At 32.7% G+C, this 24,084-nt stretch carries 20 protein-coding genes; 7 read left to right on the forward strand and 13 right to left on the reverse strand.

The genetic code is table 11. From position 1 onward, the window contains the following. Positions 1 to 110: 110 nt before the first annotated feature. The 5 genes from radA to panC form a co-directional block, all read right to left on the reverse strand. The gene (gene radA / locus ABD941_RS06355; protein WP_345273204.1) at positions 111 to 1,469 is read right to left on the reverse strand and encodes a DNA repair protein RadA; all 1,359 of its coding nucleotides are present in this window, start codon (positions 1,467 to 1,469) and stop codon (positions 111 to 113) included. A gap of 2 nt (positions 1,470 to 1,471) precedes the next feature. Continuing rightward, entirely contained in the window at positions 1,472 to 2,620 is a 1,149-nt protein-coding gene (locus ABD941_RS06360) for an alpha/beta hydrolase (protein WP_345273206.1), read from the reverse strand. Positions 2,621 to 2,710: 90 nt separating this feature from the next. After that, positions 2,711 to 3,673 (reverse strand): lysylphosphatidylglycerol synthase transmembrane domain-containing protein, encoded by a 963-nt coding sequence (locus ABD941_RS06365; protein WP_345273207.1) that lies wholly within the window; start codon positions 3,671 to 3,673, stop codon positions 2,711 to 2,713. A 4-nt stretch (positions 3,674 to 3,677) separates the two neighbouring features. Beyond that, entirely contained in the window at positions 3,678 to 4,028 is a 351-nt protein-coding gene (panD, locus tag ABD941_RS06370; RefSeq protein ID WP_345273208.1) for an aspartate 1-decarboxylase, read from the reverse strand. A gap of 13 nt (positions 4,029 to 4,041) precedes the next feature. After that, positions 4,042 to 4,893 (reverse strand): pantoate--beta-alanine ligase, encoded by an 852-nt coding sequence (panC, locus tag ABD941_RS06375; protein WP_345273209.1) that lies wholly within the window; start codon positions 4,891 to 4,893, stop codon positions 4,042 to 4,044. A gap of 189 nt (positions 4,894 to 5,082) precedes the next feature. On the opposite strand from panC, the gene ABD941_RS06380 reads away from it, so the two are divergent. From ABD941_RS06380 to ABD941_RS06410, 7 genes are all read left to right on the forward strand, one after another. Next, complete coding sequence (locus ABD941_RS06380; RefSeq protein WP_345273210.1) at positions 5,083 to 5,892, forward strand: glycogen/starch synthase; 810 nt, start codon at positions 5,083 to 5,085, stop codon at positions 5,890 to 5,892. A gap of 23 nt (positions 5,893 to 5,915) precedes the next feature. Then, complete coding sequence (gene bamH, locus ABD941_RS06385; protein ID WP_345273212.1) at positions 5,916 to 7,577, forward strand: BamH family beta-barrel-assembly machinery protein; 1,662 nt, start codon at positions 5,916 to 5,918, stop codon at positions 7,575 to 7,577. 163 nt (positions 7,578 to 7,740) lie between these two features. Beyond that, positions 7,741 to 9,594 carry a glutamine--fructose-6-phosphate transaminase (isomerizing) gene (gene glmS / locus ABD941_RS06390; protein WP_345273213.1) on the forward strand — a complete coding sequence of 618 codons (1,854 nt, stop codon included), beginning with the start codon at positions 7,741 to 7,743 and terminating at the stop codon, positions 9,592 to 9,594. Positions 9,595 to 9,815: 221 nt separating this feature from the next. Continuing rightward, positions 9,816 to 12,674 carry a TonB-dependent receptor gene (locus tag ABD941_RS06395; RefSeq protein WP_345273214.1) on the forward strand — a complete coding sequence of 953 codons (2,859 nt, stop codon included), beginning with the start codon at positions 9,816 to 9,818 and terminating at the stop codon, positions 12,672 to 12,674. Positions 12,675 to 12,685: 11 nt separating this feature from the next. Further along, a complete protein-coding gene (locus ABD941_RS06400; protein ID WP_345273216.1) occupies positions 12,686 to 14,239 on the forward strand; it encodes a G-D-S-L family lipolytic protein in 1,554 nt (517 codons plus the stop codon). A gap of 166 nt (positions 14,240 to 14,405) precedes the next feature. After that, positions 14,406 to 15,914, forward strand: coding sequence for a F0F1 ATP synthase subunit beta (atpD, locus tag ABD941_RS06405; RefSeq protein WP_345273217.1), 1,509 nt, complete (start codon positions 14,406 to 14,408; stop codon positions 15,912 to 15,914). A gap of 97 nt (positions 15,915 to 16,011) precedes the next feature. Beyond that, positions 16,012 to 16,290, forward strand: coding sequence for a F0F1 ATP synthase subunit delta/epsilon (locus tag ABD941_RS06410; RefSeq protein ID WP_345273218.1), 279 nt, complete (start codon positions 16,012 to 16,014; stop codon positions 16,288 to 16,290). 60 nt (positions 16,291 to 16,350) lie between these two features. Here the strand turns inward: ABD941_RS06410 and ABD941_RS06415 are convergent, their stop codons facing one another. From ABD941_RS06415 to ABD941_RS06450, 8 genes are all read right to left on the reverse strand, one after another. Beyond that, positions 16,351 to 19,626, reverse strand: coding sequence for a VCBS repeat-containing protein (locus tag ABD941_RS06415; RefSeq protein ID WP_345273220.1), 3,276 nt, complete (start codon positions 19,624 to 19,626; stop codon positions 16,351 to 16,353). Between the two features lie 116 nt (positions 19,627 to 19,742). After that, on the reverse strand, positions 19,743 to 20,285 hold the full coding sequence (locus ABD941_RS06420) for a GNAT family N-acetyltransferase (RefSeq protein ID WP_345273222.1): 543 nt from the start codon (positions 20,283 to 20,285) through the stop codon (positions 19,743 to 19,745). Between the two features lie 8 nt (positions 20,286 to 20,293). Then, positions 20,294 to 20,734, reverse strand: coding sequence for a LexA family protein (locus ABD941_RS06425; protein ID WP_345273223.1), 441 nt, complete (start codon positions 20,732 to 20,734; stop codon positions 20,294 to 20,296). 164 nt (positions 20,735 to 20,898) lie between these two features. Then, the gene (locus ABD941_RS06430; protein ID WP_345273225.1) at positions 20,899 to 22,155 is read right to left on the reverse strand and encodes a Y-family DNA polymerase; all 1,257 of its coding nucleotides are present in this window, start codon (positions 22,153 to 22,155) and stop codon (positions 20,899 to 20,901) included. 52 nt (positions 22,156 to 22,207) lie between these two features. Next, positions 22,208 to 22,657, reverse strand: a complete 450-nt coding sequence (locus tag ABD941_RS06435; protein ID WP_345273226.1) for a DUF3157 family protein — start codon at positions 22,655 to 22,657, stop codon at positions 22,208 to 22,210. A gap of 42 nt (positions 22,658 to 22,699) precedes the next feature. Next, positions 22,700 to 22,930, reverse strand: a complete 231-nt coding sequence (locus ABD941_RS06440) for a helix-turn-helix domain-containing protein (RefSeq protein ID WP_345273228.1) — start codon at positions 22,928 to 22,930, stop codon at positions 22,700 to 22,702. Between the two features lie 2 nt (positions 22,931 to 22,932). After that, positions 22,933 to 23,457, reverse strand: a complete 525-nt coding sequence (locus ABD941_RS06445) for a DUF2975 domain-containing protein (RefSeq protein ID WP_345273229.1) — start codon at positions 23,455 to 23,457, stop codon at positions 22,933 to 22,935. Positions 23,458 to 23,459: 2 nt separating this feature from the next. After that, positions 23,460 to 23,981 (reverse strand): DUF2975 domain-containing protein, encoded by a 522-nt coding sequence (locus ABD941_RS06450; protein WP_345273230.1) that lies wholly within the window; start codon positions 23,979 to 23,981, stop codon positions 23,460 to 23,462. Positions 23,982 to 24,084: the final 103 nt, after the last annotated feature.

The following is a 24,084-nucleotide window of genomic DNA, read 5'->3' on the forward strand; positions in this document are numbered from 1 at the left end:
AAGTCTCCTTACTCTATTAATTTAATGGTATTACAAGGTAAGAATGACTGAAGCAATCTTTTAATTTTTAGTTCTATTTATGAGATGGCTTTAATATGTTCGCAATAATGCTAAACCACAAACCCAACCAAATCTTCAATCTTAGAAATTAATTGAACTTTAATAACGGTGTTTTTAAGTGAAATCTTATTGTATTTAGATGCGAAAATGGTTGAAAATCCTAATTTTTCAGCTTCTAAAATACGTTGCTCGATACGCTGTACTGGACGGATTTCACCAGAAAGTCCAACCTCAGCAGCAAAACAAAAATCTTTTTGTAATGCTATATCTTCATTTGATGACAATATTGATGCTACCACTGCTAAATCTATTGCAGGATCATCTACCGTAATACCTCCTGTAATGTTTAAAAACACATCTTTTGCTCCTAATCTAAAACCTGCACGTTTTTCTAAAACAGCTAACAACATATTAAGTCGTTTGGCATTAAACCCTGTTGCAGAACGCTGTGGTGTGCCGTAAACTGCTGTGCTTACCAAGGCTTGCACTTCAATCATTAACGGACGCATCCCTTCTAAAGTTGCTGCAATAGCATTACCTGATAACTCTTCGTCTTTTTTGGAAATTAAAATTTCTGATGGATTGGAAACTTCTCTTAAGCCTGAACCTTGCATTTCATATATCCCTAATTCGTTGGTAGAACCAAAACGATTTTTATGGGCTCTTAAAATTCTAAACACATGATTGCGGTCGCCTTCAAACTGTAAAACGGTATCGACCATATGTTCTAAAATTTTGGGCCCTGCAATATTTCCATCTTTGGTAATATGTCCAATTAATAAAACCGGCGTTGCAGTTTCTTTAGCAAATTTTATAAGCTCCGTGGTACATTCTTTTATTTGTGAAATACTTCCGGAAGAGGATTCGATATAATCACTATGTAAAGTTTGTATAGAGTCAATTATAACAATATCAGGTTCTAAAGCCTCAATTTGCTTGAAGATATTTTGAGTTTTGGTTTCTGTTAGTATATAGCAATTGTTATTTTCTGGATTGATGCGTTCTGCGCGCATTTTTATTTGTTTCTGACTTTCTTCTCCAGAAACATACAAGGTTTTATAGGGCAATTTTAATGAAATCTGGAGTAGCAATGTACTTTTTCCTATTCCAGGCTCACCACCTAAAAGTGTTAATGATCCTGGTACAATACCGCCACCTAAAACACGATTAAATTCGGCATCATACGTATCTAAACGGGGCTCTTTAGAGGTGTCAATCTCATTAATCCGTAACGGAATTGATGCCTTTTTAATAGTTGATGTTGGTGATTTCCAATCGTTTTTTTCGGGTTTTTGAATGACTTCTTCAACAATGGTATTCCATTCTTTGCAGGCATTACATTGGCCTTGCCATTTAGCATATTGGGTGCCACAATTCTGGCAAAAAAAAGTGGTTTTTACTTTTGCCATTATTAGTATCCGAAATCTTCTTTAATTAAATCTGCTTTTTCTAACATTAAATCTTTTGTAAGCCCTGCTATTTCTTCTAGGGTATATGCCGATTGATAGGTACGCATAGCTTTTTTAGGATCTCCTGTTTCTTCGTGAAAACGAGCTATATAATAGGTTCCCAAAAGTGTTTCTGGATATGCTTTTCTTGCCATTTTACCGAGTTCTTCATAATACTCATACAATTCGTTTTTTTCGATAGCTGCGGATATGGCTTTAAAATCGTTAATTAATATCTGTTTATCCACACCAAACAAATCAGAAATGGCTTGGTATTTTTCTTGAAGGTAAAGTACGGGCGATATTTCTAACTCAAGAATAGTATCTTTATATTCTTTTTTTGAAATGGGTTGGAACACCTGAAACATACCTTCTATAGCATTTGGAATAGCATGAGTAGGGACTGAATAATGTGAAGGTCCTTCAAAACTATCAAAATCGAATTTCAGGTTTTCATTTTCTAAAGCAGAAATATCAGTACTTAATACATTAGTCATTTTCTTTATTGAAGATCCATCATTAGTTGTATTCGCTAAATAGTAATATATTTTAGATTCTACCTTGCTTAATGCTTCTGGAAGATAGTCTATCATATTAGGCGCTAATTCGGGACTAACCGCTATATAGCCCTGAAACATTGGATTTGATTTTAATAAATAATAATTAATAAAGTTTGCAGTTTCTCCATGACCTACTGCAATTTTAAAATTACCTGTTCTATATGTTTTTTCAATATATGGGATTAATTCTATACCGATAAACTCAAAAAATGCAGCACCTGTTTCTATTGGAAGTGAGTTTTGCTCGGAGTACATACAATCATCAAAACGTTTATCTAATTGATTAACGCCTACAACAATAGCCTCTGGCATATCTTCCCAATAGGAATAATAATCTACATTTCCAGCTACTGCTTCAAACATATAATCGCCATCAAGAACAATAAAAAGGGGATAGCTTTTATCTTCATTGGAATTATAACCTCTAGGCAATTGAATTTTTAATTGACGTTCTTCTCCTAATTTTGAAGACTCAATGGTTTCATATTTAACTTGGGCTTTAGTAAAGTGTATAGTAATTAAAGCTAATAAAACGGTAAGTAAGTGCTTCATTTTAAATAAATGATTTTGAAATTTTGATAGTGGCAAGGTAATGAATTAACGCAGAGATTAAAAGCAAAGTTTTAATGCCAGATAAATTTTTTAAACAGCCTTTTTTCTATTGAAAATGGGTAAATAAATAAGTGATAATCCTCCAAAAACAACAATAAGTAAAGTTTGCGAAGACCAAACAATCCATCCAAATGCACGACTAGGGTCTTCGGGAATAAAAAACAAGGATGTAAACACGAGTACTATGGCCTCTGGATAAGAGCCAATACCTCCGTTTGTGGCAGCAATGCTAAAACTAGCAGCTATAAATCCAATTAAAACTGCTGCAAAAGGAATATCGTGCATTTCTTCAAGAGAAAATGTTGTAACATAAAACATAAGCACATACATGGCCCAAATAAAAAGGGTATGAAAAATAAAGGCCCATTTCTTTTTCATCTTAAAAATACTTAGAGCGCCTTCTACTAAACCACCTACAAAATCTTTAATTTTTATAGCAATTTTAGAAGGGCTTTTTTTTATAAATCTTAAAAAGAAAATAATTAAAATAATTAAACCTACTAGAGCAATCCCTATTTTGATGGGGTCAAATTTTTCTACTAAAAAATCATATATAAAATCAAACTGTAAAAAAAGTGTAACAGCTATAATACCTAACATAACAATCATATCTGCAATACGTTCGGCTACAATGGTACCAAAACCTTTTTCAAAAGGAACACCTTCGTAATTTGTTAATATGGAAGCCCTTGCAACTTCGCCAGCTCTTGGAATGGTATAATTTATTAAATAGGTAGCAAAAACGGCCATTATACTGTTGCCCAATTTTATTTTATAGCCCATTGGTTCTAACTGAAACTGCCAACGGTAAGCTCTTGACAGATGACTTAATAAACCAAAAAACATTCCTAATACGATATACTTGTAATCTGCCTTTTTAAAATACTTTACAAGTTCTTCTATTGAAATTTGTGATAGTGAATACCAGACCAAAAAAACTCCCAGTAATAATGGGAGCGTAATCTTTAGTATATTTTTCAGTTTTAAATCCAAAAGTCTATTTTAACAAGTTTGTGGCTTCATCTGGAAATACCAATGCGGGTTTAAACCCCTTGGCTTCTTCTATAGCCATAAATGCATAAGTTATTAAAATTAAGGTGTCGCCTACAGAAACTTTTCTGGCTGCAGCACCATTTAAGGTAATTTCGCCACTATTGCGTGGCCCTGGAATACAGTACGTTTCTAAGCGTTCGCCATTGTCATTATTAACAATTTGAACTTTTTCACCTTGTATAATATTGGCGGCCTCCATTAAGTTCTCATCAATTGTTATACTACCTATATAGTTAAGTTCTGCACCCGTGCATTTAACTCTATGAATTTTAGATTTTACTACTTGAATTTGCATGTGGCAAAGATAATTAATTTAGTGCGATATTATCAATGAGTCTAATATCATCTGCATATACGGCAATAAATGCTCTATATGATTTTTTGTTTGATTTTCGTTTAACTGGCTTTAGGGTTTCAGTATCTGCAATAATAATATATTCTAATTCTAACAAATCATGATTAGCAAACTGTTTCACAACCCATTCCACAACTTTATTAGCACTTTTTGTGCCAAAATGTTGTTTGGCAGTTTTTAAAGTTTTATAAATAAAAGGTGCTGCTTTTTTATATGCTGGTTTCAATCTTGTATTACGAGAACTCATCGCTAAACCATTCGCTTCACGATGTATTTTGCAACCTACAATAGTTACAGGAATATGATGTTTTTTAACTAGTTTTTTAATTATGGCTAACTGCTGAAAATCTTTTTCTCCAAAATAAGCCCGATGTGGTTTTACAATCTCAAAAAAACGTTTTACAATAGTACCTACTCCATCAAAATGACCGTTACGAAATCTACCTTCCATTTCAAACTCCAAGCCATCAAAGTCAAAATTTTTAGAAACCGTTTTTCCTTCATACATATCATCAACCGTCGGTGCGTAAACTAAAATATTATTCTTGCTTACCGTTTTTAATAACTCAACATCTTTTTCTAAAGTCCTTGGGTATTTATCCAAGTCCTCATTATTATCAAACTGTGTTGGATTTACAAAAATACTAACAACTACTTTATCGTTGTCAGTCAATGCTTTTTTAACCAATTGCAAATGGCCTTCATGTAAAGCACCCATAGTAGGCACTAACCCTAATGTTAGGTTTTTTGCTTTTAAAGCATCTATAACAGCTGTAATTTGTTGTTTTTCTGAGTAAACTTCCACTTTTTAATAAAAAATTAACGCGTGCAAACTTAAGATTTTACAACCAATTTGCATAAAATTTTGTACTTTTGCGTGTTTTTTATTTTGAATTTTATTAAGCAGAAGCGTATTCAGCACAAGTTTTTCAAAATCTCTCTTTAAAAAGAAGTCAATAATTTCTAATGATGTTAAGTCAACAAAAATAAACATATGAAAGATAAGAGGATATTATATGTATCATCTGAAGTAGTACCTTATTTACCTGAAACTGAAATTTCGTCAGCATCTTTTGAAGCGCCACGATTGGTGAATCAACAAGGTGGGCAAATAAGAATCTTCATGCCCCGATACGGCAATATTAATGAACGAAGACATCAATTGCATGAAGTTATAAGACTTTCCGGTATAAATTTAGTTATAAATGACTTAGATATGCCTCTTATTATAAAAGTAGCCTCTATACCAAAAGAGCGTATTCAAGTATACTTTATTGATAACGATGAATATTTTAAAAGAAAAGCTACATTAACCGATGAAGATGGTAAATTATTTTCTGATAATGACGAACGTGCTATTTTCTTTGCGAAAGGCGTAATTGAAACTGTAAAGAAATTAAATTGGTCGCCAGATATTATTCATGTTCATGGTTGGTTGGCCTCATTACTACCTATATATCTTAAAGAATATTATAAAGATGAGCCTTTATTTAACGAAAGCAAAATTGTAACTTCTATTTACAATCAAAGTTTTAACAATACGTTAAATAAAGATATGGTTAATAAGATTAAATTTGACAATATTAACGAAGATGCTATTAAAACACTTGAAGAACCATCATATAACAACTTAATGAAAGTTGCTATTGATTATTCTGACGCGCTAATTGTTGGGTCTGAAAACATTCCTGATGACTTAGACGCCTATTTAAAAGCTTCAGACAAACCTATTTTAGAATATAAAAGTAAAGATGAATTTGGTGAAGCTTACACAACATTTTTTAATAATACCGTTTTAGGCTAAACCATTATATTCATTCAATATATATGAAAAAGACGATTAAAGCCCTTAAACCTTCTTTTGTTTTCCTACTTATTATCGTATCTTTTATAGCATGCGATAGAGACTTTAATGCCATTGACAGCGATGTTCTTGGAAAAGGAAATTCAAATTTCTCAACAGGTATAGACACTATTTCTATTTCTGCTTACAACAGAAAATTAAGTTCATTACAAGTTAATAATTTGGCAGGCAACTTACTTGGTATTTATAATGACCCTGATTACGGACTAACTACAGCTAGTATTATTACACAAGTAATACCAACGACTTTTAGCCCAGATTTTGGTGTAAATCCAGTAATTGATGAAGTGGTTTTGAGCATCCCATATTATAGTAGAGCAATAGATGTTGATGAAAATGGAAACACAACTTATGCTTTAGACTCTATATATGGAAATCCTGATGCTGAAATTAAACTCACAGTTTATCAAAACAACTTTTTTTTAAGAGATTTTGATCCAAACACAACAAATAATAGTGCACAAAACTACTATACGAATACTGATAGTAATGAAAACTCTGCAATTAGTGGCTCTAATACCATTAATTTTGATGAGCATATCGGTGAAAAGATTCTCGAACACGTATTTAAACCGAGTGCCGATGCTATTGTAACTACAACAGGCACAGGTGATGATGAAACTGAAGCAAGATCTGTACCTGCATTAAGGGTTGTTATAGAAAACAATGATTTTTGGAAAACTGCTATTCTAGATAAACAAGACGATCCAGAACTAAGTAATTCAAATAACTTTAAAAATTACTTTAGAGGTCTTTACTTTAAAGTTGAAGAAGCTGTTGCTAATGATGGCAATATGTTTTTAGTAAATTTAGCTACTTCAAACGCGAACATTATTATTCATTATACATCCGGAGAAATAGATGATAGAACCGAATCGACATACACCTTAACTTTTTCAGGAAATAGGCTTAACACCTTTATTAATGATTATAATAAGGTTACATTTCCAACAACTCCTAATAAGGACTTAGGAGATGAAACACTTTATTTAAAAGGCGCTGACGGCTCTATGGCTGTGGTTGATTTGTTTGGAAAAGATGATGTTGGTTTAGAAGCTTTTTTAAGGGCATACAGGCAAACAGATGATAGCGGAGACTACATTACAGACAATACTTCAGGTAATTTTATATTAAAAAAACTTATTAATGAAGCCCATTTAGAGATTTATGAAGATGATGGGATGTTAACAAACCCTGTAGCCGAAAACGGGGATTCATATCATAAATACGATCGTATTTACGCTTACGACATTGATAACAATGCATCTACTTTTGACTATCAAATAGACCAAACCGATAACACCCAAAATGCAGTTATCTCCAAGACAGTTAGTTTAAGTTTCAGAGACAGTATTTCTCCAACAGCCGGAAAATATAAAATACGCATAACAGAACACTTAAATAATATTTTATTAAGGGATTCTACCAATACAAAAATTGGATTAGTATTGTCTACAAATGTCAATTTAACCAATAATGCAGAAATTTTAAATAGCCCAGACGAGGTTACTGGAATACCAGCTGCAGCCATAATAACTCCACGAGGCACTATTTTACATGGTAGTAATTCAAGTAATGAAGATAAAAAATTAAGGTTAAAAGTATTTTTTACAGAACCTAATTAAAATCAGCTATTTAGTGTCATTTATACGATGAAATTTAATTTTCATTAATAAAAATTAAATTTCATCGTATAAAACAAGGAATTCACATAATAATTGCCATTCATTAGCTTTTATTTCACATATTTGCTATGAATTAAAACCCCAAAAATTAAATTAAAAGAATATGTGTGGAATTGTAGGATATATTGGCCCCAGAGATGCTTACCCAATTATAATTGAAGGTCTTAAACGATTAGAATATAGAGGATACGATAGTGCAGGAATTGCACTTTTTGATGGCACAGACCTTAAAGTCTCTAAAACCAAAGGAAAAGTAGCCGATTTAGAAGATCGCTCCAATAAAGAAATCACAAAAACCGGAAATGTAGGTATTGGCCATACACGCTGGGCTACCCATGGTGTGCCAAATGATGTAAATTCACACCCACATGTTTCAAACTCTGGAGAGTTAGTCATTATTCATAATGGTATTATAGAAAATTACGAGTCACTTAAACAAGAATTAATTACCAGAGGCTATACATTTAAATCTGATACTGATACTGAAGTTCTTATTAATTTAATTGAAGATGTAAAAAAACAAGAAAATGTAAAACTGGGTAAAGCCGTACAAATTGCACTTAATCAAGTCATTGGTGCCTACGCCATTGCTGTTTTTGATAAAAGCAAGCCAGAAGAAGTTGTTGTTGCCCGTTTAGGAAGTCCATTAGCCATCGGTATTGGCGAAAATGAAGATGAGTTTTTTATTGCAAGTGATGCCTCGCCTTTTCTAGAATACACCAAAAATGCTGTGTATTTAGAAGATGAAGAAATGGCCGTTATTAGGTTCCATAAAGGGATCAAAATCAGAAAAATACTAGATGATTCTTTAGTCGATACCTATGTACAAGAACTTCAAATTAATTTAGAGCAAATTGAAAAAGGTGGTTACGAACATTTCATGCTTAAAGAAATACACGAACAACCAAAAGCAATAAAAGACACTTATAGAGGAAGATTACTTCGAAAAGAAGCTATTATAAAAATGGCAGGTATTGAAGATAACATGAAAAAGTTTCTTAATGCCGATCGTATTATTATTGTTGCATGTGGTACTTCATGGCATGCAGGTTTAGTAGCCGAATATATATTTGAAGATTTAGCAAGAATTCCTGTAGAGGTTGAATACGCTTCAGAGTTTAGGTATCGCAATCCTATAATTACAGAAAACGATGTGCTTATTGCCATTTCGCAATCTGGTGAAACTGCCGATACTTTAGCCGCTATTAAATTAGCAAAATCTAAAGGCGCCTTTGTATTTGGGGTTTGTAACGTTGTAGGCTCATCTATTGCAAGAGAATCTGATGCGGGTGCATACACACATGCTGGACCAGAAATAGGAGTAGCATCAACAAAGGCATTTACAACTCAAATTACGGTATTAACATTAATAGCCCTAAGATTGGCTAGAGCAAAAGGTACTATTAGCAGTTCTGATTTCCGTCAGCATTTATTAGAATTAGAAATGATTCCTAAGAAAGTTGAAAAATCATTAGAGTCCGATGAACTTATTAAAACCATTTCCAATGTATATAAAGATGTTAATAATTTCTTGTATTTAGGAAGAGGATACAATTTCCCAGTAGCTTTAGAAGGTGCACTTAAATTAAAAGAGATTTCATATATACATGCTGAAGGTTATCCAGCAGCCGAAATGAAACATGGGCCAATTGCTTTAATAGATGAAAACATGCCAATTGTGGTTATAGCCACTAAAAAAGGGCATTATGAGAAAGTAGTCAGCAATATCCAAGAAATAAAATCTAGAAAAGGAAAAATTATAGGTATTGTTACAGAAGGGGATACGCAAGTTAAAGCTCTAGCAGATCATGTTATTGAAGTTCCAGAAACTTTAGAATCACTTTCGCCGTTACTAACCACTATCCCGCTACAGTTATTATCCTATCATATAGCAGTAATGCTTGATAAAAATGTAGACCAGCCTCGTAATTTGGCAAAATCGGTTACGGTAGAATAATATTTCTTCACAGTAATTTATATAAAAACGAGAATTGGCATGATTTATTATAAATCATGCCAATTCTCGTTTTTAGTGCCCCTTTTTTGAACATCTAATAATAAATTAGGGTGATTTTTGTTAAATTTTACTATGCATGCATAATTTTTTTTTATTTTTATCAGGAAATTCTGTATTATATACATATATTGCTAATTTAATAATTTAACTCAATAAACTAAATGAAAACAATTCTCCCCTATTTATTGTTGCTATTTTGTGGTATAACGTATTCCCAAACAACAATTTCCGGTTCAGTTGTAGATGATAATGGTCAGCCCATTCCAGGAGCTAACATTATCGTTTTAGGAACTTCAACTGGTACTGTCTCAGATTTTGATGGTAATTTTTCACTTACTTTTAATCAAGATCCACCATTTTCTGTTCAAGCAAGTAGCGTTGGTTTTGATACCGTTACAGAAGAGGTTACATCAAAAAACCAAAAAATCAATTTTATTTTAAAAGAAGGCACATCACTAGATGAAGTTGTTATTTCAGCATCCAGAACACCAGAGCGTATTTTTGAATCGCCTGTAACGGTAGAACGTTTTGGGCTTAAAGAAATAAAAAACACAGCATCTGCCGATTTTTATGATGGCTTAGAAAATCTTAAAGGCGTAGATATAAATACCAATAGTTTAACATTTAAATCTATTAATACTAGAGGTTTTGCAACTTTTCAAAATACACGTTTTATGCAATTGGTAGATGGTATGGATAATGCTGCTCCAGCTCTTAATTTCCCGCTAGGTAATTTATTGGGTATGATTGAGACCGATGTGCTAAGCGTTGAATTATTACCCGGTGCTGCTTCTGCTTTATATGGAGCCAATGCATTTAATGGAATCTTATTCATGCGTAGTAAAAACCCTTTTGATCATCCTGGGATTAGTGCTTACTATAAGCAGGGTGTAACTTCTCAAGAAGCTGCTGGTAATAATGATTATAAAGATTATGGTATTCGTGCCGCCTATAAATTCAATGAAAAATTTGCAGCAAAAGTTAATTTCAGCTATTTACAAGGTACAGATTGGGTTGCCAATAATACCGCTGGTATAGATGATAACGGATTTGTTGATACTAGTAGTACACGAGAAAACGATATAAATTATAACGGTATTAATACTTATGGTGAATTAGTTTCTACTAACTTAAGTCGAGTTAAAAGCAGTCCTACTTTTCTACAAGGTTTAGCAGATGCAGGGATAAATCCTGCAGTTGCTAATTTAATTCCTGATGTTGATGTAAGTAGAACAGGTTATGATGAAGCTGACTTAACGGATTATGATGCTAAAAGTATTAAAGCAGATTGGGGTTTGTATTTCCGACCTTGGGAAAATGATTTCGAAATTCAATATGTTGGTAAAATAGGTTCTGGATCTACCATTTACCAAGGATCTAATAGATATTCCATTAAAAATTTCTTTTTATCGCAGCATAAACTGGAAATAAAAAATGACAACTTTTTCGTTAGAGGCTATGTAACTGCAGATAATGCTGGTGATTCTTATGATATGGTATTTACTGGGGTAAATATAAATAGACAATGGAAAGCAGACGATATTTGGTTTGGTGAATATGCTGGTGCTTTTATTCAGGGTACTTTAGCTGGATTAAATGGTGATCAAGCACATGCTGCAGCAAGAGGGGCGGCCGATACTGGACGTTTTGAGCCTGATACACCAGAGTTTCAAAACGCTTTTAATACAGTAATTAACGACCCCGATGTATTAACAGGGAGTAAATTTAGAGATGAATCTAAAATTTATCATTCAGATGCAAATTATAATTTTAGCCATTTAATTGATTTTGCAGAAATTCAAGTTGGTGGTTCTTACAGACAATACATATTAAATTCATTTGGATCTATTTATACCGATAAATTCGGAGAAATTCCTTATTCGGAACTTGGTTTCTATACTCAACTTCAAAAGAAATTTTTAGAAGATGATCGTTTAAAACTAACAGCATCTATACGTTACGATAAATCAGAGTTATTCGATGCTTTCTTTTCCCCGAGAATTTCTCTTGGATATAATCTAGGCGAAAATAATAATCATAACATCAGAGCGTCTTTTCAAACTGGCTTTAGAAATCCAGATACTCAAGCCTTATATATTGGATTTAATGTAGGTCCTATAATTTTATTAGGTAGTGCTGCTGATAATCCCGAAAGAGATTTAAGAGTAGCTTCAACTACTAGTATTACTAATCCCCTTTCGGCTACTGGTTCAGCAATTATAGGAGCATCGAGTTTAAATTATGACGGTACTGGTGCTTATAATAATTCATTTACGAGCACTTCGGTTGTAGATTTTTCGGCTTCTCAAAACCCAGCAGACTTACAAATAGCAAATCCAAATTTAGTAAAACCTGAGCAGGTAAGTTCTTTTGAGTTAGGGTATAGAGGTAAACTAAACAAGGTAATTATAGATGTTAGTGGTTATTTTAATCAATACAAAGATTTTCTTGCTACACAAGATGTTGTTAATCCTTTTTATGGCGATGTTGGATTAACCCAAACATTTCCAGCAAATGGTCTCCCTCTTGCAGTTATAGCGCTTGCCAATGAAGATTTTCAAGCGTATCGTGCCTATACAAATACTGACGCCGATGTTAATTCTTATGGTGCTGCACTAGCTGTAACCACTAAAGTTTTTGGTAATTTTGATTTGGGTATGAATTACACCTATGCAAAACTAGATTTTGATAAAGCAGCAAATCCTAATACCCAAACTAATTTTAATACACCAGAACATAAATTAAAAGCCTCTTTTGGAAACACTAATCTTTTTGAAAATTTTGGTTTTAATGTTGCTTGGAGATGGAGTGATGATTATGTTTGGGAAGCCACCTTTGCAACTGGTGCTGTTCCTGCCTACCATGTTGTAGATGCTCAAATTAATTATAAAGTTCCTAGTCTAAAATCTACATTTAAGTTAGGTGCGGCTAACCTTTTAGCTGACGAGTATTTTACTGCTGTTGGTACAGGTTTAATAGGCGCTCAGTACTACGCTTCATGGACAATAAATAACCTATAAAAAAAATAATTATGAATATTAAACATATATGGCTTATTGTCCTTTTAATAGGATTTATAGCTTGCGACGAAGATGATAATAACATTTTACCAGATGCGGTTGTCTTACCAGAATTAACAGATGGAAGTGCAGATTTTTCAAATTATGTTGCTGTAGGAGCATCATTTACTGCAGGTATGACGGATGGAGCAACATTTAAAGCTGGGCAAGAAAATTCATTCCCAAAAATGTTATCCATGGAATTTGCAAAAATTGGTGGAGGAGATTTTATTCAACCTTTAGTAAATGATAATTTTGGAGGTTTGGCTTTTGCTGGAACCAGAATAGCACCACCCAGATTGGTTTTTGGAGGTGATGGACCTGTTCCTCTAGAATCAGTTATCGGACCTGTTACAGTTTCCACAGATATAACATTGAATAATCCAACTGGACCTTTTAACAATCTAGGACTTATGGGGAGTCCTAAAAGTTTTCATTTTATTGCTCCTGGGTATGGAAATATTGCTAATTTCCCAGGTGGTGCAAATCCTTATGCAGTTCGATTAACAGGAAACACTCCAGATGCATCGCTTATTGATTTGGCTGTTAACCAAAATCCGACCTTTTTTACATTAACATTTTTCTCAGGTAATGATGCTTTAAGTTATGCAACTTCTGGTGGTGATGGATCAGAACCTTTAACAGATCAAGGAACTTTTGATTTTGCTTTTAATACTGCAATACAACAATTAACAGCAAATGGTGCTAAAGGGATTGTTACTAATACGCCTTTCCCTGAAGATTTACCATATTTTACAGCAATACCAAATAATGCTTTAGTATTAGATGCTGAACAAGCAGCTAGTTTAACTGGTTTTTTTCAAGCCGTTGCTGGAATATTTACACAGGGAGCAGTTTTTCAAGGACTACCATTAGAACAAGCACAAGCATTGGCTGCACAATATGCTATTACTTTTAATGAAGGACCAAATAGATTTTTAATAGACGTTCCTGCTATACCAACAAATCCTTTAGGATTTAGACAAATGACTGAAGAAGAAAGGATATTACTCACTATAAATCGAGATGCTTTAGCTAATCAAGGCTATGGTTCTGTAGCTTTAACTCCTGAAGTACTTCAAGTATTAGGGCTATTACAAGCTGGAGGAACGCCTACACCACAACAAGCAGGCTTAGTTATATCTGCAGTGAATGGTATAGATGATTCTGATGTTTTAGATAATGATGAGATTGAAGCTATGACAAATGCAATTATTGGATATAATAACACTGTTGAAGCTGAGGCTAGCTCAAACGAAAATATTGCCTTAGTAGATTTAAAAAGCATTTTTGAAAATGCTTTGACTAATGGGGTTACTTTTGGTGGTTTTAATATGAATACAGACCTTGTAACTGGAGGGTTTATTGGTTTAGATGGAATTCATTTAACTGCCAGAGGCTATTCGTATATGGCTTCTAAATATTTAGAAGCTATAGATGCATCTTTCGGATCAAATTTCATAGATTCTGGAAACACGCCTGATCCAAATGATTACCCAACAAACTACTCGCCTTTACTACAATAAAATATAGTTAAAATATAATTTCTAAACACCTTCAAATTGAAGGTGTTTTTTTATTCCAAAAAACCTAAAAAACAACTTTCATTTTAAATTAAAAAATATATCTTTGCACGCGAAAACTTGAAGTGTTTTCTTAGAATTAAAACGCATAATATTAAATACATAAGTAATGTCTAAAGTTACAGGTAAAGTTGCACAAATAGTAGGTCCAGTTATTGATGTTGCATTTAGTGCAGGTTCAGAACTTCCAAAAATTTACGATTCATTAGAAATTAAGAAAGCAGATGGTTCGCTTTTAGTACTAGAAGTTCAATCTCATATTGGAGAAGATACGGTTCGTACTATAGCAATGGATTCTTCAGATGGTTTAAGTAGAGGAACTGAAGTTTCTGCAACAGGAGCGCCTATTCAAATGCCGATTGGAGATGATGTTTACGGACGCTTATTTAATGTAATTGGAGATGCTATTGATGGTCTTGGAGATTTACCTAAAGCTGGAGACGCTGGGTTACCAATTCACCGTCAAGCACCTAAATTTGAAGATTTATCAACATCTACTGAAGTTTTATTTACAGGTATTAAAGTAATCGATTTAATTGAGCCTTATGCAAAAGGTGGTAAAATTGGTTTATTTGGTGGTGCTGGAGTAGGTAAAACCGTATTAATTCAGGAATTGATTAACAATATTGCAAAAGGACACGGTGGTTTATCTGTATTTGCTGGAGTGGGTGAAAGAACTCGTGAAGGGAATGATTTACTTCGTGAAATGTTAGAATCTGGAATTATCCGTTACGGTGATGATTTTATGCATTCTATGGAAGATGGTGGATGGGATTTATCTAAAGTTGATAAATCTAAAATGAAAGAATCGAAAGCAACGTTCGTTTTCGGACAAATGAATGAGCCTCCTGGAGCACGTGCTCGTGTTGCCTTATCTGGTTTAACTATTGCTGAGTATTTCCGTGATGGTGCTGGTGAAGGGCAAGGAAAAGATGTCCTTTTCTTCGTAGATAACATTTTCCGTTTTACACAAGCTGGTTCTGAGGTATCTGCACTACTTGGTCGTATGCCCTCTGCGGTAGGTTACCAACCAACATTAGCAACAGAAATGGGTGCAATGCAAGAGCGTATTACATCAACTAAAAGAGGTTCTATTACATCTGTACAAGCGGTTTACGTACCTGCAGATGATTTAACGGATCCTGCACCTGCTACAACCTTTGCTCACTTAGATGCAACAACCGTATTATCTCGTAAAATTGCTGAGTTAGGCATCTATCCTGCGGTAGATCCATTAGATTCTACTTCAAGAATTTTAACTGCTGATATTTTAGGAGAAGAGCATTACGCTTGTGCACAGAGAGTAAAAGAGTTGTTACAACGTTATAAAGAATTACAAGATATTATCGCCATCTTAGGTATGGAAGAATTATCTGAAGAAGATAAGTTAGCTGTAGGTAGAGCAAGACGTGTACAACGTTTCTTATCTCAACCTTTCCATGTAGCTGAGCAGTTTACTGGTATTCCTGGTGTATTAGTTGATATTAAAGAAACTATTAAAGGTTTTAACATGATTATGGACGGCGAATTAGATCGCTTACCAGAAGCTGCGTTTAACCTTAAAGGAACCATCGAAGAAGCTATTGAAGCTGGAGATAAAATGTTAGCTGAGGCGTAATCAAGCTTTGCTTGATAAATTCCAAAAACAAAAATTCTAAATTCCAATACGTTCTGATTTTGGAATTTAGTTTTTGAAAATTGAAATTTTAGAAACTATGTATTTAGAAATCGTATCACCTGAAGCAACCTTATTTAGCGGAGAAGTAACTAGTATTTATGTTCCTGGCGTAAATGGTGATTTTGAAATGTTAAATAACCACGCACCAATTGTTTCTATATTAAAAGAAGGTGTTGTGAAAATTTCAGGAAGCATTGAATTAGATGAAGCCGTTCAAGATAAATTTACTAAAGGTGACAAAGGCACTACTTTATTAAAGATTAACTCTGGGACTTTAGAAATGAAAGACAACAAAGTTATTGTTTTAGCTGACTAAATTTCATTTTAAAATATTTTAAAAACGCGAAGCTTTACACTTCGCGTTTTTTTATGCGTTTTATTTAACCTTTAAGATACTTAGCCCTTCATTTGGATGCATCAATAAAAGATGTAACTTCCCTTTAATAAAAATACTTTCAATGGCCTTTATTTCTTTATTACTTAGACTTATTAAATCTTTATAAACGATTATTTCATTAGAACCATTATGAGTTAAAATATAGCCCTGAGAAGCATCATAACGAATCGTTTCAACTTCAGAATCATATATGCCTCCAACACCTAAAACCTCTAATATCCCATCTTTATCAAGGTCTAAAAACTCAAAATCTAAAGTAGGCCCAAACTGTGCTTTATTGGGTAATAACATAAATTCAAAATTACCGTTACCATTATTTTGAACATAATACGAACTAAAACTAGACGTCTCTAAATGCAGCGCAGTTTCAATATTTTCTTTACCATAAACATCAATAATATTCGAGTTGGCAAACTCTTTAAATGTTTCAATTTTTTCATTTAAAAAAGGGGTTTGTTGTGAGGAGCACTCTTTACCTCGAATAGGAAACAAATCTCCATTAGATTCTTTACTAAGCGCCATATCATAACTCGTATTGTCATCAAAATTATTAGCGTAAATATGTAATGGTGATTGATCTGTTGGATGAAATTTATTGTTTTTTCCAAAATTTCCAACAAAATAATCATCATCGCCATCGGCATCGTAATCTATAGCTTTTATAGTTTGAAACCAGCCTGTTTTAGTATCTGTTGGCAAATCAACTTTAGTAAAAACACCTTTATTGTTGTTAAAAAATGAAATAGGCATCCATTCGCCTGTTACTATTAAATCATTATCACCATCATTATCATAATCTGAAAACAGAGCATCATTTACTAAACCAATAGACTGTAAATCTATAGCTCTTTTGGAAGTCACATTTATAAAGTTGCCTTTTCTATTTTCCAATAGATAGGATGTTGGTGCATTAGGGTATTTTCCTGAAACCACACGTCCTCCAATAAATAAATCTAAATCGCCATCATTATCAAAATCATTAGCTGCAATAGCTTTTGTAATACTTAGCATTTTTGGAAGCCTTCTTTTAGAAAAATGTCCTTTGCCATCATTTATATATAATCGATCTTGGAGTAAAGGACTTTTCTCCGACTGGCTGTAATTACCTGAAGCTACATACAGATCCAAATCATTATCATTATCAATATCAAAAAACAGCGCATTATTATCGTTATATGCTTTGTCTTTTTCAAATAGGTCTTGATTTGTTTTTAAAAAAGCACCTAAGTTATTTTGTATATACAGTTCCGCAGGAAACCCCATCGTATTCCCTATAAAAATATCATCTAACCCATCATTATTTATATCTGCAACTGTTAATGCTTGGTCAATTGTAGTCTGTTTTTGGGGTAGTAATAACTGCATATTGTAATCATTAAAACTAACCGCCTTATGCTTGTAATTAATCCCTATACTAGAAGCTGAAACCGAATTAAACAATGGGGTTTCTTTTTTAGAAATAACATCATCCTTTTTTGCTTTTGAATAGGATAAGGTTAAGCGTTTATTTCCTTCAATATTAGTTAATGTTTGCGTTTTATTATCATTCCAAACAACTTTCAAGCTATCAATAGTTTTGGATGTTCCTAACCCAAAATTCAAATTATAACTTACGGATGATTGATAGCCTCTACTTGCATACAATGCCTTTAATTGCTGTGTATTATTGGTGTAAACTTCTACTTTTGCACCAATGCCTTTTATATTCTGCTCTGGGCCTTCTAAATGTATTGTTATATAATTAGCTTCAGTATTGTTTCTGTAAACGGATGCTTTATCTGATTGGTTATTAAGTACCAAATCTAAATCGCCATCATTATCAAAATCTGCATAAGCAGCACCATTTGAATTTATTCTAGTGTCAAAACCAAAATCGACAGACACATCTTTAAACGTATAATCCGCATTATTTGTAAACATGTAATTGGCTAATTTTGTAGAAGGTATCATATCTATAGCCTCTTCTAAACTTACCTTTTTACGGTTCCTAATATTTTTGCGCATTCTATTTCTAAAATCCTGATTAGACAGGTCATTTTCAATACCATTGGTTATAAAAATATCATTAAAACCATCATTATCAAAATCGGCAATTAAAGGTGCCCAGCTCCAATCTGTTTTTGCTATACTAGAAAACTGGCCAATTTCACTAAAGGTTTCATTACCGTTATTAAGTTGCAACATATTAGACATATATTGATGATGATAGCCTTTATTAACCATACGGTTAAATTTTGCAGTACTCATGGTTGCCATGTTTTCTTTACCACGTTTTCTATCGGCAGCCATCATATCTAAAACCAAAAGATCTGGTAGTAAATCATTATTTATATCAGCAAAATCTGAACCCATACTATTGGCTGAAATATGTTTAAAACGTGTTAAAATTTCGTCTGTAAACGTCCCATTTTTATTATTGATATATAAAAAATCGGGTTCTAAAAAATCGTTTGCTACATAAATATCTGGCCACGAATCATTATTGAAATCGCCAATAGAGGCACTTAATCCCCATGCTTTTTTTGCAACTCCTGCTTTTTTTGTTACGTCTACAAATGTTCCGTTATCATTTCTGAATAAACGATCTACATCATCTTTTGTTAATCTTGGCTGGAGACTTGGATCACTAAGTAATACATTGTTATTAAAATCTGCTCGGTGGTTGACCAGAAACATATCTAAATCACCATCTTTATCATAATCTAAAAAATGGGCTTGTGTAGAAAAACTATACTCTTGTAATCCATATTTTAAAGCTTCTTCTTTAAACGTATTATTTTTTTGATTTATAAAAAGTTTGTTTTGTCTGCCTTTTCGATTTTTTAATGACCCAGATTTACAAACATAAATATCTAACCACCCATCGTTATTAATATCTACCATAGTTACACCAGTAGACCAACCTTGATCATCTTCAACTCGAGCGCGTTCCGTAATATCTTCAAACACAAAATTGCCTTTATTTAGGTATAGTTTATTTGAATTTTGATTGGATGTAAAATAGATATCTTCCAATCCATCATTATTAATATCGCCAACAGCAACACCACCACCATTATAGATATAACTGAAATTTAAAAAATTAAAATATAAATTTTCTTCAACTTTATTTTCAAAATCTATTTTTGAATGACTTTGGGGAATGAATGTAAATACGGTATTCTTTCCGTCTTGAAAAGAAATATTATCGTTCTTTTTAGTACAACCAACACAATTTACTATGATGTAAAAAAGAATGAAAACTCTAAAACTCATTTAATTAATTTTTGAATTATTTAAATTTAACACTATTCCTTTTTGGAAAGAATTATTTTCTCCTATTGACATAAAATAGACTCTGAAAAACAATTTACAAAGTATTATTGACTAAGCTAACGCCAAGACCAAGATAACAAAACCCATTTTTGATTATTGGAAATATATGTTTTTAACACTTTAAACCCTATTGCATAATGTGCATTTAAAGACCTTGTGTTTTTTGCATCTACCTCGGTTATAACAAAATCAAAGTCAGGCTTAAGGTTTAAACGCATAAATTCATATAAACCTCTAAATATGCCTTGCTTTCTGTATGGTTTGTCTACACAAACTTGACCCATTACTATATAACGAACCATAGGTTTTATGCTAATTTCTATTTCTTGAAACATGGGTTTTAAAACAGCTATAGCATCTTTAAAATCTTTAACCATACTTAGTGCATACCCAATAACCTCATTGTTATGTATTGCAATACTATGGGCACAGGCATCATTCATGGTTTTTAATGTTTCAAAATCATGATGAACCGTTACGAAACCTTCATTTTGTTTTTCTTCCTTAGAAATTGATGTTGGAATATTACGGTGTTGCAACTCCAAAATTTGATGCAATTCGTTATTCGTGATAGCCTTTTTATAAATAATACCACCCATAAGAATGACTAAACTTTCTTAATGACATTAGTAACAATACCCCAAATAATAAAATCATTTTCGGCAGTAATTTTTATAATCGGATAATTAGGATTTTCTGGTTTTAGCCAAACGCCATCTGTGTTTACCTTTAATCGTTTTACAGTAAACTCTCCATCTAAAAAGCACACGGCTATTTTATTATGTGATGGCTCTAAACTTCTGTCAATGACCAATAAATCATTATCATCTAGCCCAGCCCCAATCATAGATTGCCCACTAACACGAGCAAAAAAAGTGGCTTCTTTATTTTTAACAAGCTCTTTATCTAATGATAATCGCTGTTCTTTAAAATCTTCGGCCGGTGATGGAAATCCAGCAGAAATACCTGTATCGAAAAAAGGAGCGCCTAAACCTTTTATAGGGTTTGGAGTAAAAAAAGTTAGGGCATTGGATTTGTGTAGTATCATGGGTTACCTCTATTTATTGGTGCTTTTAAATTTAAATTAAATTTTTGAGATTCTTGCTTTAATACAAAATTTTTTGGAACCAAAATTTTATATTTAGATTCCCGCCTTCACGGGAATGACAATTCCAACGGAAACTCCAAGGCTAAACCTTGGAGAATTCTTTTTTATTTAACGACTATAATGTCATTAATATTTGTAGTGTATCGTGGAGACAGGCGTTCTTGACGCATTTTCCATGTACGTTTTAAATCTTGACTTCCTAATTTTACTTTATAATTGGCATATTTTTCGTTCAACTTATCAATAGTATACATTAAAGGTTTATGCTTAGGGTTTTCATGTTCAAACATCTGTAATTGATGATTATTTGTAGGGACCAAACCCATAACAATAACTCCTGCGCGTTTGTATTTTATACCTTTTTTGAATATATGCGAAACGGATTGAACTGCTTCCTGACTAATAATCAAGCTGGAATCCGTTGGATAAGGCAAATTTACAACTCGACTTGCGCGATGCTGCTGTAAATCTTTTTTATGTTTATCGCTACTTAAAACTACATAAATCACGTGACAACTAGATCCTTGTTTTCTTAATTTTTCGGCGCAACTTGTAGCAAAAGTTGATATACGCTCTTTTATATTATCGATATCTGAATAGGTATACTCAAAACTTCTTGTGGTAGCTATAGCCCGTTTTGCTTCTACCTCATCAAGCTTTATTTTGGAAATGCCTTCTAAATCTTTTTTAAGTTTCCAAGCTGTAATCGAAAAACTTTTACGTACCCAATCATCTGGAAGTTGTGTAAAATCATATGCTGTTTTACACCCTTTAGCTTTTAAGCGTTTTTGTAGCCCACGACCAATACCCCAAACATCTTCTAACGTTATCCATTTTAGGGCTTTAATACGTTTTTCATCAGAATCAATGACATAAACACCTTTTGTTTGTTCTGGAAACTTACGTGCTATTTTATTGGCGACTTTACTCAATGCTTTTGTTGGCGCTATACCTACACAAGTTGGAATACCTGTCCACTTTAAAACGCGCGTTCGAATTTGGTTTCCGTAATCTTTAAAATCATGATTCTCGAAACCTTTAAATTCTAAAAATGATTCGTCAATACTGTAAATTTCAATATCTGGAGTAAACTGCTCTAAAATTTTCATGATCCGACTACTCATATCGCCATAAAGTGGGTAGTTAGATGAAAACACTAAAATATTATTGGCTTTACAAAACGAATCCCATTTAAAAATGGGTGCACCCATAGGTAGTTTTAAAGCTTTAGCTTCATCGCTTCTCGAAATAACACAGCCATCATTATTGCTTAAAATAGCAATGGGTTTGTTGCGTAAAGCTGGATTAAAAGCGCGTTCGCAAGACGCATAAAAATTATTACAATCTACTAGGGCATACATGATAGTAAAGATACTGAATGCACTGTAAAAAGAATGTTAAAAGCGTCTAGTATTAAAACAACTTTCCGTTTTTGATAATCGTGCTTCCTATACGCTTATATGTCACTTTAGTCCCATTAGCACAAAAGTCATACAAACCTCTTTCTTTTTTTTCTAAAAATGATAATAGCAAAACATCTTCCACAGTACAATTATAGTCTTTAGCGACCTTCTTTTTTACGTGATTGATAGTTGCTCTTGTTTTTTTAAGCTGTGATTGAATTTTTTTATCCAATTTAGGCTCGGTAAAATCTGGCGCAACATTGCAGGTCTTACTTTTTATTGGCTTTAAAGACACTATTGAGACACTATCTCCAGAAGGTTTTACCATATCAATATACTCCCAAGTATAATCGGCTTTTAACAGAACACGTCTGCCATCTTCCGTTTTTACGATATAATTGTTTTGTGCAAAACCGATAGAACAAATAAGGAATATCAAAAGAAAGAAATATGTTTTCATAGCTAAAATTATAAAATTGAAATTTTTATCAAAAATACAATTTTAATCGTCAATACTTGGGCTTTGTTCAGCAGAAGTATATTCTAAAATATCTGCTGGCTGGCAATCTAAAGCTTTACAAATAGCTTCTAGAGTGGAAAACCGAACTGCTTTTGCTTTTCCTGATTTTAAAATAGACAGGTTTGCTGTGGTTATGCCAATAATTTCTGCTAGCTCCTTGCTTTTCATTTGTCGCTTGGCCAGCATAACATCAAGATTTACGATTATGGCCATAGCTATATAGTTAATTTGTTTTCCTCTTCATTATCTTTTGCTCGCTTAAAAATTTCAGCAAGAATAAAAAATGCTAACCCTACTGGGATTAAAAATGTAAATTCTGCTTTAAGCTCATTAAAAAAGTTAAATGTAGACTTATTAATTGTTGCTAAAAGAAACCTTAACACTAAAACATTAATGGTATACCAAATAAATATATTTCCAATCTTTTTAAAATAACTAATATTCTTATCGCTAAAATAGTTTCCATTTTCAATTTCTTTTAGAATTGATAAAAAATAAGAAAACCCATAAAGAAGATAGCCTCTCCAGAAAAATAACCCCGCACTGATAGCATAATAGCCCCATTGAATGGCATTTTCTGACGTAAACCATGGCTCATTTTTATTTGCTGTTTTTGCCCAGTTATGAAACTCCTTAAACTGGTTAAAATCAAACTCGCGGATATCATTTAGCAATATTGAAATTGCAGATAACAAAAGCCCCCAAGTAATAAAGGTTAAAATGTTTGTATTGTTTTTCATAATTAAATTGTTAAGTCGTTTTCAAATTGAATTTCAGTTGCTCTCTTAAATAAAGATGCTACAACAAATATGACACCGGCCATAAATATATAAGCAGAATTATCAATATCTAATTCGGTAAAGCTTATTTTATATGTCAACCATGTTTTATATGAATTCGCAACAATCCCTATCAGTCCAACAGATAATGAAACATAGCTGATTTTAAATATTAATCCCTCCACCAGGGAGTTAAAAGGCTTATTAAAATTCATTATTTCAAATATTTTAATTAGAAAATAAAAAATAAAGGCCTTTAAAGCTACAATCAATATGATAAGTAACACAAAGAATGTATAATGTATTTTGTTAAAACTATAAAGATTCGAGAGGTCAATTCCCATATATAAATTTTCAGTAACATTCTTATTTACAAATAGACTTAGAATCGACACTATAGTTATAGCTCCTGCTTTGACACAATACCCTACAAATACAATCCACGATATGACATTCATTATATTAAAAACTTTCTTTACTTTCATATTATTATTGTTTTTCGATAACAAAAATATGTAAAATTATCGAAAAACAATAATTTTAATTAAAAAGATTTTAAATTCTAGAATGATAAAAGCATTATTTATA

It is taken from the genome of Flaviramulus aquimarinus (assembly GCF_039543205.1).
In the GTDB taxonomy this organism is placed as follows: domain Bacteria; phylum Bacteroidota; class Bacteroidia; order Flavobacteriales; family Flavobacteriaceae; genus Flaviramulus_B; species Flaviramulus_B aquimarinus.